This window comes from Micromonospora gifhornensis (genome assembly GCF_016863515.1).
GTDB lineage: Bacteria > Actinomycetota > Actinomycetes > Mycobacteriales > Micromonosporaceae > Micromonospora > Micromonospora gifhornensis.
In genome coordinates this window covers 218510-234499 of record NZ_BOPA01000019.1, presented here as the reverse complement: position 1 = coordinate 234499, position 15990 = coordinate 218510, and the positions used below count along the sequence as shown (strand labels likewise).

The following is a 15990-nucleotide window of genomic DNA, read 5'->3' as shown; positions in this document are numbered from 1 at the left end:
GTCAACGCCTCTCCCCGTCGTCGCTGCCGGGGGCAGCGGTACCGAACAGCTTCACGAAGACGAACGCGATGATCGCCACGGTGATGAAGATCAGCACCGACATGGTCGAGCCGATGCCGAGGTTGAGGCCCCGGATCAGGTTGTTGTAGGCGATCATCGACACCGACGAGGTCTCGTTGGCCCCGGAGGTCAGCACGTAGATGTTGTCGAAGACCCGGAACGCGTCAAGGGTGCGGAACAGCAGCGCGACCAGGATGGCCGGCTTCATCACCGGCAACATCACCTTGGTGAACCGCTGCCAGGCGGTGGCGCCGTCGGTGGAGGCCGCCTTGAGCAGATCCTCCGGCACCAGGGCCAGGCCCGCCATCAGCAGCAACGCCATGAACGGCGTGGTCTTCCAGATCTCCGCCAGCATGATGATCGCCAGCGCGCTGGCCCGCTCGGTCAGCGGCGCGCCGTCGGAGAAGAGGTTGGCCAGGTAGCCGGTGCCGGGCGTCCACGCATACCGCCAGGAGAACGCGGCGACGACCGTGACGATGCCGTACGGGATCAGCGCCGAGGTCCGGACGATGCCGCGGCCGACGAGCGTACGGTGCATGATCAGCGCAAGGCCCATGCCGAGGACCAGTTCCACGGCCACGGTGACCACCGTGATCAGCATGGTCACCCCGAACGCGGTCCACCAGAACTCGTTTGTCAGCACGGTGACATAGTTCTGCAGACCGACGAACTCCCGCTCGGCGGGGAACCGCAGGTCGTAGCGCTGCAACGACAGCCACACCGAGTAGAGGATCGGGTAGGCGGTCACCGCGAGCATGACAAGCGCGGCCGGGGCGCACAGCAGCAGACCCAGCCGGCGCTCGGCCCGCTTGTTCTCACTCAGCGGCGGCTTGCGCCGTCGATTGTTGCGCTGCGCGGGCACGGCCGCGTGCCGACCGGTGCTGCCGGTGTCGGTCCCGTCGGCGGCCACGTCCGCGCCCGCCGGGGTGGCGTTGACACTCATGCTCTCACCCCCGTGTGGTGTCGCTGGCTCATGGCAGGACCCCCTTCGACTCCAGGGCGTCGGCGATCGCCTCGCGCAGCTCGTCGGCGGTCTTCTGCGGGTCGATCGCCGCCGGCGGCGACAGGATCGCCGAGGTCACGGTGGAGATGCTCTGGTACGCCGGGGTCAGCGGCCGTACGGCGGGCTCCCGCAGCTGTTCGAGGATGGTCTCCTTCATCGGGTACGCCTCGTCCATCTCCGGGTCGTCGTAGACGCTCTCGATGGTCGGCGGCACCCCGTCGTTGATCGCGGAGAACTTCTGGTTCTCCGCGTTGCGCAGGCACTTGGCCGCCTCGAAGGACTCCGCGGGATGCGTGGAGTACCGGCTGACCGCGAGGTTGACCCCGCCGATGGTCACCCGGCTCGGGGTGTTCCCGTCGACGCCCGGCACCCGGGCCCAGCCGACCTGCTCGGCGAGCTGCGGGTTGGCCTCCTGCATCGCCGGGTAGACGAACGGCCAGTTCACCTGGAACGCGCCGGAGCCGGACTGGAACTCCAGCCGTACCGGGTCCTCGGTGGCGTTGCTGAACGACGGCGACGCCACGCCCGACGTGGCGAAGCCGCGCAGCACCTCCAGCGCCCGTACCGCGCCGTCGTCGACCACTGCCTCGGTGCCGTCGTCGTTGAGCAGCTTGCCGCCGGCACTGGCCACCAGGGTGTTGTAGAGCACCACCAGGCCCTCGTACTGCGCGCCCATGGTGAGCACCTGATGCGGCTTGCCCTGCTCCTTGAGCCCCTGCGCCGTCGAGATCATCTCGTCCCAGCTGGTCGGTGGCTCCGGCACCAGGTCCTTGCGGTACCACAGCAGCTGGACGTTCGTGTTCTTCGGCGCCCCGTAGAGCTTGTCCTCGTACCGGGCGGTCTCCAACGGGCCTTCGAGGGTGCCCTCCTCCACCTCGGCGAGGTCGGATCCGGTCCACTCCAGGATCCACTTCGCGCTGGCGAACTCCTGCGTCCAGGTGACGTCGAGGCCGAGCACGTCCATGCCGTCGTCGGCGGCGGCGAGCCGCCGGACCAGCTGCACCCGCTGCTCGTCGGCCTCCCGCGGCAGCACCCGGTTGACGATCCGGTAGCGGCCGGCGGCTTCGGTGTTGCACCGGTCGACCACCTGCTGAAGGTTCTGCTCCGGCGGGTAGTACAGGTTGATCACGGGCACACCGGTGTCGTCGCCGGAGGCACAGGCTGCCATCGGTGCCACCAACGTCAGCGCTGCGGCCGCCGCCGCCACGCGTACCCGGGGTCGGCGCCGGCGCTCACCCTGGTCTGGGTCACTCATGTCGGCATCCCCCTCCCCCTCCTCCTAGGTCGGCCAACAGCCGGGGGAAGGCACCCGTGCCCCGGCGCACGGCGAGACGATCAAGGCCCGTGACCTGCTGGTTCTCCGGCCCCACGTTTCGTGGCGACAACACTGCCCGACCTGCGAAGTCGCGAAACCTGACCCAGGTGACACGCGCCGGGCAGGCACACCGGTGGCCCAGATCACACACCTCGGTGGGGACGCGCGGTCGGCGCTACCCTCGGGCGGTGGATGCCACCTTCTTCTTCGACCCTGCATGCCCGTGGACCTGGCGGACCTCCCGCTGGCTGGTCGCCGTCGCCGAAGCTCGCGGCTTGAGCATCGAGTGGCGGGCGTTCAGCCTCAGCATCCTCAACGGCGGAAACATCCCACCGGAGTACGCCGACGCGGTAGCCGCCTCCACCCGGGCGCTGCGCCTGGTCGAGGCGCTGCGCGCCGAGGGCCGCCACGCCGACGCCGGCCGGTTCTACGCCGAGCTGGGTGCCCGCACCCACGACGCCGGCAACCCGCCGAGCGGGAAGATCGTCGACGCGGCTGTCGAGGCGGCCGGGCTCGACGACATGGCAGCCGCCCTCGACGACGAGCGCTGGGACGAGGCCGTGCACGCCTCACACGCCTTGGCGTACGGCTCCGCCGGACCCGACATCGGCTCGCCCGTGCTCATGGTGCCCGACGCCGACCGGGGCATCCACGGACCGATCCTGACCGAGGTCCCCGCCACCGACGACGCCCTGACCCTCTGGGACAACCTGCTCCCCCTGCTCCGCATGCCGGCCTTCCACGAAATCAAACGCGCCCGCCGCTGACCCCTTCGGGAGATCGCCCAGCAACTTCGGGGAAGATGTCGCCTCGCCGTGCGAGAAGGCGACATCTTCCCCGAAGTTGTCTCCGGGTCGCGGGTGGGTGGGGTGAGTGGGCGAGTGGGGGATGGTGGTTCGTCTGGTGGGTTGGGTGGAGTGGCCGTTTGTGTGGGGTCGGGGTGCAGTGGTGCGGGGTGCTACCGGGGCGGCCGTCGGGTGCACTAGCGTTGAACGCGCATCGCCGTCAGCGCGTACGCCGTCGCCGTCGATACGCCACCGGCCGACCCCCGATCCGCCCGATCGGTTGGTTCTCCCGGAACAGCACGCCACCGCTGCACCGGTTGGGCAGGATCATCTCCAATGAGGAGGTGCCGTCGTGGTGCAGGACACCCGCACTCTCGCCCTGACGTTCGAGGTGAGCGGCCTGCCACCGGTCAAGACCGAGGCGTTGTCCATCTTCGCCGCCGGACACCGGCAGGCGACGAGAGTACGCGCGCTGCTGCAAGCTGCCTGCGAGGCGGCACAGCACACCGGCTGGACCCCCTTGTCCGGGCCGATCGAGGTGGACGTGACCCTGCGCTGCCCGCCCGGACATCGCACCTCCGACGCGAGCACTCTGCTGGGCGGGGTGTGCGCGGTGTTGCAGGACAAGAAGCGGGTCGCCAACATCGGGCTGGCCCATCTCGGTGTCCTGGTCGATGTCGCCGTCTACGGCGACGACAAGCAGATCCGCCGGCTGTCGTACGCCGAGGAACCGGCCGAGGAATTCTCGTACCAGGTTCGGGTCGCGGCCGTACCAGAGGCGGTTTGACCGACGGCCGCGGTGGGGTACCGCAGCCGCCGATGAAGGGAGCGCCGATGTCGGAGCCACATGTCACGCTCGAACCCCGTGACCCGGTGCAGGAGAAGCTGCGCGGGCCACTGGAGGAGCAGCTGACCTCGGCGCTTCAGGCAGCCGCCGTCCGGGTCCGCAGCGACTACGCCGGCGAGCCGGTCGAGCAGGTGTGCCAACGACTCCTGGACGAGACCCGGTCCGGCCTGCACCCCGACATCGCCGCCGGTTTCGAACCCGACATGGACGAGTTCTGCCGGGTCGCGGTCGCCATCGTCCGAGGCGAAGCCCCCTGAGAAAGCGCGCCCGGCCACTGCCCGGCGGACGCCGCGCTCGACGTAACCTGCCGGCTCGGCCACGGTACGGGCCGGCGCGGGACGTTCTCGCCCCTCGTCACCGTGGACCTACAGCCCGACCGACACCCGAGGGCCGGCGCGGGTGCGTTGGGCTGCCCAGGTCAGGATTCCTTGGCGAAGGTGACATCTGCCGTGGCAACAGTACCGGCGGTGCGACCCGGCGCGAACTGGTGCGCCCAGCACAGGTTGGTGTGCGCGATGACCTGTTCCGGCGGCGGTGCACCCGGGCCGCGCCCACCGTCCGGTGATGATGTTCTCGGGTCAGGACCGGTCCCGCACGTCCCGGCCCTGACCCCTGGTTCGGCGTGGCAGCGGGCCAGGCCTGGCGCCGACCTGGCGTATCGACCAACCCAGCACGGTGGCTGGCCCGCCCGCACTCAGCTCCACGGTGCCCCACACCGAACCTTGACGCCGCGACACACCCCGGCGAGTCGCGGCGCCGAAGGCGAGGCTAGGCGGCGCCACGACAATGCGTGCTCCCCAGCCCGGATGATTACCAGCAACGCGAAAAAGTGGCAGGTTGCTGTAACACCCGATCACCCATTGGCGCTGATCAAGATCGGACCCCGGACGCGCGGCCGGGCGTGCAGCTCGACCACGGTGAACCGGTCGGTCAGAAGTGCTGCAGCAGCTCGGGGAAGGCACTGAGGTGCAGCACGCCCTCGTCCGCCGGGTCCAGTTCGTCGTGCTCCAACACCCAGGTGTTGGCGTTCGGAATGAACACGGCACCCCACCCGGCGGCACGAGCCGGCAGGACGTCCGACCGCGGCGAATTGCCGATCATCCAGGCCCGAGCCGGGTCGACCGCATGTTCCCGGACCAACCAGCGGTAGGTCTCGACGTTCTTCTCCGCCACGATGTGCGCGGCTTGAAAATGGTGCAACAGTCCGCAGGCGTCCAACTTACGCTGCTGCTCCTCGGGTTCTCCCTTGGTGAGCAGCAGCAACTCGTGCCGGCCGGCCAACTCGTCCAGCGCGGCGGCCACCCCCGGCATCAACTCGACCTGGTGGTTCACCAGCGCCATGGCCAACTCGTCGATGTCGCGCCGTTCCGCCTCGGTGGCCGGTCGCTGTCGTAGCCGCTCCAGGCAGTCCCGCAGACTCCGCAGAAAAACCTTGCTGCCGTACCCGTGAGCGACCGTGTTGGCCCGCTCGATGTCGTCGAGTACGGCCCGGAGCTGCACCCGGTCCAGCGTCGGATGGTCCAGCCAGGCCAGAAAGTCATCGATGACCCGCTCGAAGACGACGTTGTTCTCCCACAGCGTGTCATCGGCGTCGAACACAAGGACCCGACCCGGCTCGATCCCCACCCCGTCAGCAATCACGCCGCGACTCTAGAAGGCCCACCCCGCTCCCCACGACCCGATAACCACCCCACGACCCAACCCCACCGCCCGACGAGGCGCCGATGTCCCAACCCCAGCCCCCAGCGATCTTGCACTTCCTGCCTCCACAAAGCCACCCAAACGGGGCATACGTGCGACCAAAAGTGCAAGATCGCGGGGCAGGGTGTGCGGGCAGGGGCGGTGCGGGGGTTGGGTGGGAGTTAGGGAGGGGGGAAGAGGTGGTGGGTCAGGAGGGTTTCGCGGTGGTCCTGGGCTTCGGGGCGGAGGCGGCCGCCCCGGGTGAGCATGACCATGCCGTGCAGGAGGCTCCAACCGAGTTCGGACAGGGTGTCCTCGTCGCGGCCGGCGGCCAGGGGGGCCAGGGCTGCGCGCAGTTCGCCGAAGGTCGCCGTGACCGTCTCGGGGGTCTGTTCCGCGCCGAGGGTCAGGTCGGGGGTGTGGGCGAACATGGCGTCGTACACCTCGGGGTTGGCGTACGCGAAATCCAGGTAGGCCGCCACCACTGCCGGCCAGCCGTGGGTCGGGGTGTCGGCGGTCGTACGTGCGGCGGCCAGCGCGGCGGCCAGGTCGGCGAAGCCGCGTACCGCGACCGCAGCTACCACCGCGTCGCGATCGGCGAAGCGTTCGTAGAGTTCGCCGAGATCGACAGCGGCGCGTTCCGCCAGTCGGCGGGCTGTCACCGCCGCCCAGCCCTCGGCTTCGGCCAACTGCCAGGCGGTGGTGACGATCGCGTCGCCACCGCGTTTCACGTCTCCGTGCTCAGCTCCGGACACCCCGCCGAGCCTAGTGGCGGCCCCCTCCCCACAACTCTTCGCGACGGATTGGCGACTCTCCGCGATGACAGGTGAGTGATCGACTCCGTTACGCCGTAGTGGCGGGGTTGATCCCGCCGGGACACCGCCACTACGGCGTAACGGAGTCGATCACCACCGGAGCAGCCCACCCCAGGCCAGAGCTGGCGCAGGACCAGGCAGGCCGCGCAGGCGCAGGCCCGGACGGAGGCAAGCCCGGACAGACACAGGCCAGGGCCGTCGCAGGCCCGGGCAGGCGCAGGCCCGGACAGACGCAAGCCCGGACAGACGCAAGCCCGGACAGACGCAAGCCCGGACAGACGCAAGCCCGGACAGGCGCAAGCCCGGACAGGCGCAAGCCCGGACAGGCGCAGGCCCGGACAGGCGCAAGCCCCGACGAAGGCGGGCCCGGGCGGGCGCAGGCGCCGGGGCGGCCCCGGGGCTATCGGCGGAGGGTGAGGATGAGGTCGGCGACCAGGGCGGTCCAGCCGGTCTGGTGCCAGGCGCCGAGGCCCGCGCCGTTGTCGCCGTGGAAATATTCGGGGAAGGCGATCAGGTCCCGCCAGTCCGGGTGGGTCTGGAACAGTTGCGCCGCGCCGTAGATCGGCCGGCGGCCCCAGCCGTCGCGGGTGAACAGGGCGATCAGCCGGGCGGAGAGGTCGTCGGCGATCTCGTCGAGGGTCCGCTTCACGCCGGATCGGGTCGGGTACTCGACCTGGAGGTCGTCGCCGAAGAACGCCGCGTGGTCGCGCAACGCGCTGATCAGCAGGAAGTTCGTCGGCATCCAGATCGGGCCGCGCCAGTTGGAGTTGCCGCCGAACAGGCCGCTCGTCGACTCGGCCGGCTCGTAGCCGACGGAGAACTCCTGGCCGCCGAGGGTGACCGTGAACGGCTTGTCCAGGTGGGCGCGGGAGAGGGTACGCAGGCCGTACTCGGAGAGGAACTCGTCGGTGTCCAGCATCCGGGCGAGCAGCCGGACGATCTGTTCCGGGCCGCACATGGACAGTAGTCGCTGCTGGCGGCCGTCCGGGCCGATGCGGCGGGCACCGATCACCGAGGCGTACTCGGGGCGGTTGGTGAGGAACCAGCGCAGCCGCGCGCCCAGCTCGGGCAGGCGGTGCAGGGTGCGCGCGGGTAGTCGGGTCACCGCGGCCAGTGGCAGCAGCCCGACGACCGAGCGCACCTTCAGCGGGACCTTCGTGCCGTCGGCCAGCCGCAGCACGTCGTAGAAGAACGCGTCCTCGTCGTCCCACAAGCCCTGGTCGTACGCGGCGGCGGCGATGTACGCGAAGTGTTCGAAGAACTTCGTCGCGGTGTCCACCCAGGTGCGGTCGTGTTCGGCAAGCACGATGGCGATGTCGAGCAGGTTGAGCGCGTACATCGCCATCCAGCCGGTGCCGTCGGACTGCTCCAGCACCCCGGCCACCGGCAGTGCTGCCGACCGGTCGAACGGGCCGACGTTGTCCAGCCCGAGGAAGCCGCCTTCGAAGACGTTGTTGCCACCGGTGTCCTTGCGGTTGACCCACCAGGTGAAGTTCATCAGCAGCTTGTGCATCATCCGGGCCAGGAAGTCGTGGTCCCGGCTGCCGTCGATCTCGAAGACCTTCAACGCCGCCCAGGCGTGCACCGGCGGGTTGACGTCACCGAAGGCCCACTCGTACGCCGGGATCTGGCCGTTGGGGTGCAGGTACCACTCGCGCAGCAGGAGCAGCAGTTGCTCCTTGGCGAAGCCGGGGTCGACCCGGGCGATCGTCACGCAGTGGAAGGCCAGGTCCCAGGCGGCGTACCAGGGATATTCCCACGGGTCCGGCATGGAGATGACGTCGAAGCTGGTCATGTGCCACCAGGCGCTGTTGCGCCCGTGCCGGCGTCCGGCCGGCGGTGTCGAACCCGGGTCGCCTTCCAACCAGCGTTTGACGTCGAAGTGGTAGAACTGCTTGCCCCACATCAGCCCGGCGATGGCCTGCCGGGCGATCGACGCCTCGTCGGCGCTGGCCTGCTCCGGGATGATCCCGGCGAAGAAGCGGTTCGCCTCGGCGCGGCGGGCCCAGATGACGGCGTCGAACCCGTCGCCCAGGTCGGCCGGCGGCGGGTCGCCGTCGCCGGGCGGTGGGGCGGTACGGGTCAGCCGCAGCCGGATCTGCCGTTGTGCGCCGGCCGGCACGTCCAGGACGTAGTGCAGCGCCCCCTTGGTGCCGGTCAGTTCCGGGTTCACCGTGTCGGCTCCGGTGACCACGTGGTCGTTGATGCCGTCCTTCGGGTACGGGGTGCGGCTGGGCAGCCCCCAGAGCCGTTCGGCGTTGCTGTCGTTGTCGCACAGCAGCGGCGTCGGCTCACCGTCGCCTTCGAGCACGATCTGCCCGAGCACCCAGTGGTCGCCGATCAGCCGACTGCCCTGCCCGACGAGCCGGGGCACCCGGTCGTCGGTGCCGGGCAGCCCCCAGCCCCAGGTGTTGCGGAACCACAGGTGCGGCAGTACGTGCAGCCGGTCGGCCTGCTCGCCCCGGTTGGCCACGGTCACCACGATGCACAGATCCGTCGGGCTGGCCTTGGCGTAGTCGACGGTCACCGCCCAGTACCGGTCGTCGTCGAAGATGCCGGTGTCGACCAGCTCGTACTCGGTGTCGTCGCGGCCGCGCAGCCCGTTGACCGCGACGAGTTCGTCGTACGGGAAGGCGGCCTGCGGGTAGTGGTAGCGCCAGCGCATCCACGAGTGGGTGGGCGTGGAGTCCTCGTACCACCAGTATTCCTTGACGTCCTCGCCGTGGTTGCCGCCGTCGCCGCCGAGGCCGAACATCCGTTCCTTGATGATCGGATCGCGTCCGTTCCACAGCGCGAGGGCGAAGCAGAACGTCTGCCGGTCGTCACACACGCCCGCCATGCCGTCCTCGGACCAGCGGTAGGCTCGGGACCGCGCGTGGTCGTGGGGGAAGTAGTCCCAGGCTGTGCCGTGCTCGCTGTAGTCCTCCCGTACCGTGCCCCACGCCCGCTCGGACAGATAGGGGCCCCATGCGCGCCAGTCCTGCTCGCCGGCGTCGGCCTGGGCGAGCCGGAGGCGTTCGGCGTCCGGGGCGGAGGGCGAACCGTCAGTGATCACCTTTACATCTTCGATGCCGCTGGGGTACTTCACCACAGCGACCATTGTCGTCGTGCCGTGTTACACATCGCCGCCGGTGGAGGAAAGTTGATCGAGATTCGCTTCGGTTCGCAGGTCTGCGGGGAGCTGACCAGCGCTGCCAGCCGGGAGTGGCTGGTGCCCGACGGTCTCGGCGGGTACGCCATGGGCACCGTCGCCGGGCTGCGTACCCGCCGGTATCACGGGCTGCTGGTGGTTCCCGGAGAAACCCCGGCTTCCCGCAAGGTGGGACTGGCCAGTCTCGATCCGGCGGTGCTGCTGCCCTCGGGCGCCCGGGTGCGCCTCGGCGCGCACGAGTGGGCCTCCGGCGACGTCGACCCGCGTGGGTTCGAGTTGCTGGAACGGTTCGACCTGACCGACGGGCTGCCCCGCTGGCGGTGGCGGGTCGGTGACGTGGTGATCGAACGGGAGCTGGCCATGCTGCCGGGTCGCTCCTGCGTGGCGGTGGTGCACCGGCTGATCAGCGGCGGGCCCGTCGAGTTGGAGTTGGCCGCCGCCTGCACCTGGCGCGACGCGCACGGCGAGCGTCGGGCCGACGGTCCGCCGCTGCGGATGGATCCGGTCGACGGTGGCGCGGTGATCGAGGGGGCGTACCGGCTGTCCGGGCCGGGCTGGACGCCGCAGGGCCACTGGTGGCGCGGCGCCTACCACCGGGAGGAGGCGGCGCGCGGCCTGCATCCGGAGGAGGACCTGTGGTACGCGGGTCAGTTCCGCGACACGCTGCGCCAGCCGGGTGACACGGTGTCGGTGCTGGCCTGGGCCCACGATCCCGCCCCGGCACCTCCGCCGGCCACCGAGGTGGTGGCGGCGGCACGGCGGCGTAATCGGGAGGTGGTGGCGTCGGCCAAGCCCGCCGACGACGTCGAGGCCACCCTGGCGTTGGCCGCCGACGCGTTCGTCGTACGCACCAACGACGCCGCGGTGGACGTGGTCGCCGGCTACCCGTGGTTCGGCGCCTGGTCGCGGGACACGATGATCTCCTACGAGGGCCTGTTCCTGTGCACCGGTCGCGCGGATCTCGGCCGGGAGCTGCTGCGCTCGTACGCGGCGACGCTGTCGGAGGGGATGCTCGCCAACACCGCCGACACCGGTCGGGTCGAGTACAACACCGTCGACGGAACCCTGTGGTTCCTGCACGCGGTCAGCCGGCACGTGACAGTCACCGGCGACACCGACCTCGGTGACGAGCTGCTGCCGGCGTTGCGCGGCGTCGTCGACGCCCACCTGGCCGGCACCCGGTACGGCATCGCCGTCGACCCGGCCGACGGGCTGCTCACCTCGGGTACCCCGGGGGCCGCGCTGACCTGGATGGACGCCCGGGTGTACGGGGTGCCGGTCACCCCGCGTCACGGCAAGCCGGTCGAGGTCAACGCACTCTGGATCAACGGGGTGGCCGGGGTCGCCGAGCTGGCCGAGTTGGCCGGGCAGGACGCCGACGGGCTGCACCGGCTGCACGAGCAGGCGGTCAAGGCGTTCCGTCAGCGCTTTCCCGCCCCGGCGGGTTGGCTGCACGACGTGCTCGACGCGCCTGCGCCCGCGTACCCGTTGGGTGGTGCGGCCTTTCACGACGACGACCTGTTGCGGCCGAACCAGCTGTTGGCCTGGTCGTTGCCGAACGCGCCGCTTGCGCCGGACCCGCGGGCGGTCGGCCTGGTCGGTGCCGCGCTGCTCACTCCGCTCGGCCTGCGCAGCCTCTCCCCCGAGTGCCCCGGTTACCTCGGCGGGCACCGGGGTGGGCCAGCCGAGCGGGACGGCGCCTACCACCAGGGCACCGTCTGGCCATGGCTGATCGGCCCGTACGCCGACGCTGCCCGCCGGGCCGGGCTGCCGGTCGGCGAGCTGTTCGTCGGTCTGGAGGCGCATCTGAGCGAGTACGGTCTCGGCTCGGTGAGCGAGACCGCCGACGGCTCGGCCCCGCACACCGCCACCGGCTGCCCCTTCCAGGCCTGGTCGGTGGCGGAAATGCTGCGGGCCCGCCGGTGACACGCACCGACGGGCCCTCGCGCTACTGAGCGCGGCGTTGGTGGGACGCCCCCCGGGCGCCCCACCAACCGATCAGTTCAGACCCGCTGCCTCAGCGGCCTTGCGGCCACCGACGATCGGCAGGGTGATCCGGGTGCTGTCGAAGTGCACCGTGATCTCGGCGCGGGTCTGCTTGGCCCGGCTGCTGTAGCCGGAGTACGAGCCGAGCAGGACCACACCGATCTGGTGGCCGGCCTCGAAGACGTAGTCCTCGGGCTGCAGCGGAATGTCGACGGCGTTCTTCTTGCCGGGCACCAGCAGGGTCGAGGTGTACAGCGACTTGAGGTTGAGGCCGTCGATGACGCCCTTGGTGACCAGCTCCTGCGGGTTGCTCGCCACGTTCTTGACGACCTGCCGGTAGCAGGCCTCCTCGTTGTACCCACCGAAGGTGGCCGACTCGCCCCAGCAGTCCTCGGTGGTCAGCGTCCGGATGCCGTCACCGGAGGTGCTGAACCGCTCCCGGGTGCCGTAGTCGACGAGCAGACCGGCGAAGTTGGTGTCCTCACCGTTGACCGAGGCCTTGATCTTCACGATCGGGGTGCCGGAGATGTGCAGCGGCGCCTTCAGCGGCTCGGACAGGAACACCAGCCGGTTGTCCTTGTTGGCCGCCGGGTCCGACGGGTGCCGGATCGCGTTGGCCTGGCTCATCGTCGGGGTGTCGGTGAAGGTCGCCGTCTGCTTCTTGCCGCCGGGGGTCGACTTCACCGACAGGTCACCGGGGGCACCGTCGGTGCCGGGCCGCAGCCAGATCTCGGTCGGCTTCGAGCCGGGGATCGGCCAGTCGGCGTGGGTCTCCCAGACGTCCGGCAGCCGCTCGAGGTCGACCATCGGCTCGTGCATGATGCCGTTCTTGATGCCGTGGAGCCAGAAGTCGAACCAGCGGTGCAGGGTGTTCACCCACTCCGTGCGACGGAAGTCGAACGGGTCGATGTGCCCGGTGCCGGTCAGCCACAGCTTGCGCTGGACCTTGTGCTTGGCCAGCTCGTACCACCACTTGCTGAAGTGGTCGGCCCGCACGTTGTCGTCGTTGATGCCGTGCACCAGCAGGACGCTGGCCTTCACCTTCTTGGCGTCCGGCAGGTAGTCCCGCTCCGCCCAGTAGGCGTTGTAGTCGCCGGTGACGTCGTCGCCGTCCTGGCCGAGCTGGGTGCGCACCGGGGCGCAGTAGGCCCGGCGGCTCGGGTTGGTGACGGTGTTGGACAGGCTGCCCGAGTAGTTGTTGGCCCGGGTCACCAGGCCGTTGCTGCGCGAGTAGTCGTACCAGCTGGCGATGGCCGAGATCGGCACGATGGTGGTCAGGCCCTTGACGCCGCTGGCGGCAGCCGCGTTGGCCAGGGTGCCGTCGTACGACTTGCCGATCATGCCGGTCTTGCCGTTGTGCCACTTGGCGACGACCTCGTTGCCGTCGGCGTCGACACCCTTACGGCGACCGTTGAGCCAGTCGATGGCAACCGGCGCGCTGACGTTGTCCGGGCGACCACCGCTGGTCGGGCAGCCGGTGGAGTTGTTGGTGCCGATCATGTCGAGCAGCACGACCGCGTAGCCACGCGGCACGAAGTAGTTGTCGTAGAACAGCGGCCACCGGTCGAGCAGGCCGTCGCCGTCCAGGTCGACCTTGCACTCGCTGTCGTTGCCCCGGCACTGGGTCGAGTAGTAGGGGCTGGCGTCCATGATCACCGGCACCCGCAGACCGGCGTCGCTGGCCTTCGGGCGGATGATGTCCATCGCCACGACGTCGAGCGCGCCGTCGGCGTCGCTGTCGACGTCGGAGGTGACGAAGATCCGTTCACGGATCGCGTCGGCGTAGCCGAAGGCCGGCTGGGTGACGCCGTCCGCGATGACCAGTCCCGCAGGAGCCTTCGGGGGCCGCGCCGTCGCGGGGGTCACGGGCAGCATGGCCGCGGCCACCGTGACGGCCACCGCCGTGCCCCACCATCGCCTCGTGGTTCGCATCGTGTTTCTCCTTCCAGGCACCGGGTGCTGACCGCCGCACGCCGGTCCTGACGCACGGACCACGAGCCCCTCGGTGCTGTGTCCGAATAGAACCTACGAACCGGGCCGTGGCAGGTCATCAGACAGTTGTGGGAGGTGCGGGCCGCTCACTTCTACAGCTGTCGCAGAGCTGGTCGCAATGTCGCATCCCACCCGTTCCTGACGATGTGATCAGGAGTACCGACCGGCTTTACAGCCCCGCAACCGGGATGTCTCCGCTGGTTATCTGGCTGCCAGCAGGATGGGTCGTGGTCCGGCCGCGCCAGCGACGCACCGCCCGCCGGGGGGGCGGAACGAGGCTGCGCGCAGACAACTCAAAGGGGGCGCGTATGTCAACGAACGCCGACGTGATCGACATCAACCCCGTACGCCCGCAGCGGGTGCTGATGTTGTCCTGGGAGTATCCGCCGGTCCTCGTCGGCGGCCTCGGTCGGCACGTGCACGCCCTGTCGGTGGCGTTGGCCGCCGCCGGCCACGAGGTCACCGTCGTCACCCGCCACGCCGACGGGGCACCGCTGTCCGAACGCCGCGACGGCGTACGCATCCTGCGGGCCGCCGAGGATCCGGTCACCTTCCCGCTGGCCACCGGATCGCTGCTGGCCTGGACGATGGCGTTCAACCACACGCTGACCCGGGCCGCGCTGCACGCCACCGACACGGCCGAGTTCGACGTCATCCACGCCCATGACTGGCTTGTCGCGCACACCGCCATCACGCTTGCCGAGCACCTGCACCTGCCGCTGGTGACCACGATGCACGCCACCGAGGCCGGCCGGCACCAGGGTTGGCTGCCCGAGGAGATGAACCGCACCATCCACGGCGTCGAGCACTGGCTCAGCAACGCCTCCACCCGCCTGATCGCCTGCTCCGGCTACATGCGCGACCAGGTCACCACCCTGTTCGAGGTGCCGGAGGAGAAGGTGGCGGTGGTGCCCAACGGCGTCGACGACCGCGCCTGGCGGGCCCGCCCCCGCGCGGTCGCCTCGGCCCGCGCCCGCTTCGCCGGCGACGGCCCGTTGATCGGGTACGCCGGCCGGCTGGTCTACGAGAAGGGCGTGCAGCACCTGGTGGACGCCGTGCCACAGCTGCGGGACCGGCATCCGGGGCTGCGGGTGTTGATCGCCGGGGACGGGCCGTACCGGGGTGAGTTGGAGGAGCGGACCCGGCAACTCGGGCTCGGCGGGACCGTACGCTTCGCCGGTTTTCTCGACAACACCCAGCTGCCGGCGGTCCTCGGCGCCACCGACGCGACGGTCGTACCGAGTCTCTACGAGCCGTTCGGGATGGTGGCCCTGGAGGCGGCGGCGGCCGGCGCCCCCCTGGCCGTGGCCCGTACCGGCGGGCTGGCCGAGATCGTCGAGCCCGGCGTCACCGGGGTGACCTTCCCGCACAGCGACCCACCGGCGCTGGCCGGCGCGGTCGGCCAGCTCATCGGCGACGAGGTGTTCGCCCGCCGGGTCGCCCGGCAGGCCCGCAGCATGGTCGGCCGGCGGTACGGCTGGGCCACCATCGCCGCCCGCACCGCCCACGCCTACGCCGTCGCCCGCCGCGAACACGCTCCGGCGCAGGCCCGTCGTCCCGCCGTCGGCCTGCCGGCCCCCCGCCGACCGATCACCATCCCGCACGGCAACCTGCTCGTCGGCACCGCCGCCTGCTGACACCGTGCCCACCGACGCCTGCTGACTCCGTGCCCGCCGGCACCTGCTGACTCCGTGCCCGCCGCCGCCAGCAGCGGCTGGTGAGGCGGGTGCGGGGCACCAGTAGGCTCGCCTCGTGGAGTGGGAACGGCACAACGACGATGACCGGCTGCGCGTCTCCGACCGGGAGCGCGAGGAGGTCGTGGAACTGCTCGGCAAGGCCACCACCGAGGGCCGGCTCACCCTTGACGAATACACCGAGCGGGTCGGTGCGGCCCACGCCGCACAGACCCGGGGTGAGCTGGCCCGGCTCACCACGGATCTGCCGGGAGCGCCCGGCCGCTCCCCCGCCCGGTCGGGCGGACAACTCGCGCCGGCGTCGGAGAAGCTGCTGGCGGTCTTCGGCAGCGACGTACGCAAGGGCGCCTGGCCGGTGCCGGAACACATCGAGGCACGGGCCGTCTTCGGCGACTGCCGGATCGAGTTGCACGAGGCCCAGTTGCCCCGGCAGGTGACCACCGTCGACGCGAACGTGATCTTCGGCAGCATCACCATCGTGGTACCGGAGGGCACCGAGGTCCGGCTCACCGGCTCCGCGGTCTTCGGCGACAAGAAGTCCAAGATGAGCGGCCCGGTCACCCCCGGCGGTCCGGTCGTCGAGGTGCGCTGCCGCGTCGTCTTCGGTGACGTGACCGTCCGCCCGCCCCGCAAGCGCTGGTGGTGATCTGACGGCCCCGCCG

General features: G+C 70.4%; 12 protein-coding genes. 6 read left to right on the top strand and 6 right to left on the bottom strand.

The window, feature by feature from the left end; all coding sequences use genetic code 11:
- Window position 1 precedes the first annotated feature (1 nt).
- Both Vgi01_RS14600 and Vgi01_RS14595 read right to left on the bottom strand, forming a co-directional pair.
- Complete coding sequence (locus Vgi01_RS14600; protein ID WP_239088971.1) at window positions 2–1003, bottom strand: carbohydrate ABC transporter permease; 1002 nt, start codon at window positions 1001–1003, stop codon at window positions 2–4.
- A gap of 28 nt (window positions 1004–1031) precedes the next feature.
- Window positions 1032–2318, bottom strand: a complete 1287-nt coding sequence (locus Vgi01_RS14595; RefSeq protein ID WP_204291360.1) for an ABC transporter substrate-binding protein — start codon at window positions 2316–2318, stop codon at window positions 1032–1034.
- A 248-nt stretch (window positions 2319–2566) separates the two neighbouring features.
- Between Vgi01_RS14595 and Vgi01_RS14590 the strand changes: the two genes are divergently transcribed.
- From Vgi01_RS14590 to Vgi01_RS14580, 3 genes are all read left to right on the top strand, one after another.
- A complete protein-coding gene (locus Vgi01_RS14590) occupies window positions 2567–3145 on the top strand; it encodes a DsbA family protein (protein ID WP_013734788.1) in 579 nt (192 codons plus the stop codon).
- A gap of 373 nt (window positions 3146–3518) precedes the next feature.
- A complete protein-coding gene (locus tag Vgi01_RS14585; protein WP_102657505.1) occupies window positions 3519–3950 on the top strand; it encodes a RusA family crossover junction endodeoxyribonuclease in 432 nt (143 codons plus the stop codon).
- A 47-nt stretch (window positions 3951–3997) separates the two neighbouring features.
- Window positions 3998–4267: a hypothetical protein gene (locus Vgi01_RS14580; protein WP_013734790.1), complete on the top strand. Its 270-nt coding sequence runs from the start codon at window positions 3998–4000 to the stop codon at window positions 4265–4267.
- A 673-nt stretch (window positions 4268–4940) separates the two neighbouring features.
- Here the strand turns inward: Vgi01_RS14580 and Vgi01_RS14575 are convergent.
- The 3 genes from Vgi01_RS14575 to Vgi01_RS14565 all read right to left on the bottom strand — a co-directional run bounded on the left by Vgi01_RS14575 (window position 4941) and on the right by Vgi01_RS14565 (window position 9605).
- A complete protein-coding gene (locus tag Vgi01_RS14575; RefSeq protein WP_204291387.1) occupies window positions 4941–5636 on the bottom strand; it encodes an HAD family hydrolase in 696 nt (231 codons plus the stop codon).
- A gap of 236 nt (window positions 5637–5872) precedes the next feature.
- Window positions 5873–6445 (bottom strand): TetR/AcrR family transcriptional regulator, encoded by a 573-nt coding sequence (locus Vgi01_RS14570; RefSeq protein ID WP_239088970.1) that lies wholly within the window; start codon window positions 6443–6445, stop codon window positions 5873–5875.
- A gap of 460 nt (window positions 6446–6905) precedes the next feature.
- Window positions 6906–9605, bottom strand: coding sequence for an MGH1-like glycoside hydrolase domain-containing protein (locus Vgi01_RS14565; protein WP_204291359.1), 2700 nt, complete (start codon window positions 9603–9605; stop codon window positions 6906–6908).
- A 42-nt stretch (window positions 9606–9647) separates the two neighbouring features.
- Here Vgi01_RS14565 and Vgi01_RS14560 point away from each other — a divergent pair, with 42 nt between their 5' ends.
- A complete protein-coding gene (locus Vgi01_RS14560; protein WP_204291358.1) occupies window positions 9648–11582 on the top strand; it encodes an amylo-alpha-1,6-glucosidase in 1935 nt (644 codons plus the stop codon).
- Between the two features lie 72 nt (window positions 11583–11654).
- Here Vgi01_RS14560 and Vgi01_RS14555 read toward each other — a convergent pair whose 3' ends face one another.
- Window positions 11655–13574 (bottom strand): Xaa-Pro dipeptidyl-peptidase, encoded by a 1920-nt coding sequence (locus Vgi01_RS14555; RefSeq protein WP_204291357.1) that lies wholly within the window; start codon window positions 13572–13574, stop codon window positions 11655–11657.
- 368 nt (window positions 13575–13942) lie between these two features.
- Between Vgi01_RS14555 and Vgi01_RS14550 the strand changes: the two genes are divergently transcribed.
- Both Vgi01_RS14550 and Vgi01_RS14545 read left to right on the top strand, forming a co-directional pair.
- Complete coding sequence (locus Vgi01_RS14550) at window positions 13943–15271, top strand: glycosyltransferase family 4 protein (protein ID WP_204291356.1); 1329 nt, start codon at window positions 13943–13945, stop codon at window positions 15269–15271.
- 115 nt (window positions 15272–15386) lie between these two features.
- Entirely contained in the window at window positions 15387–15974 is a 588-nt protein-coding gene (locus Vgi01_RS14545) for a DUF1707 SHOCT-like domain-containing protein (RefSeq protein ID WP_204291355.1), read from the top strand.
- The last annotated feature ends 16 nt before the right edge of the window (window positions 15975–15990 follow it).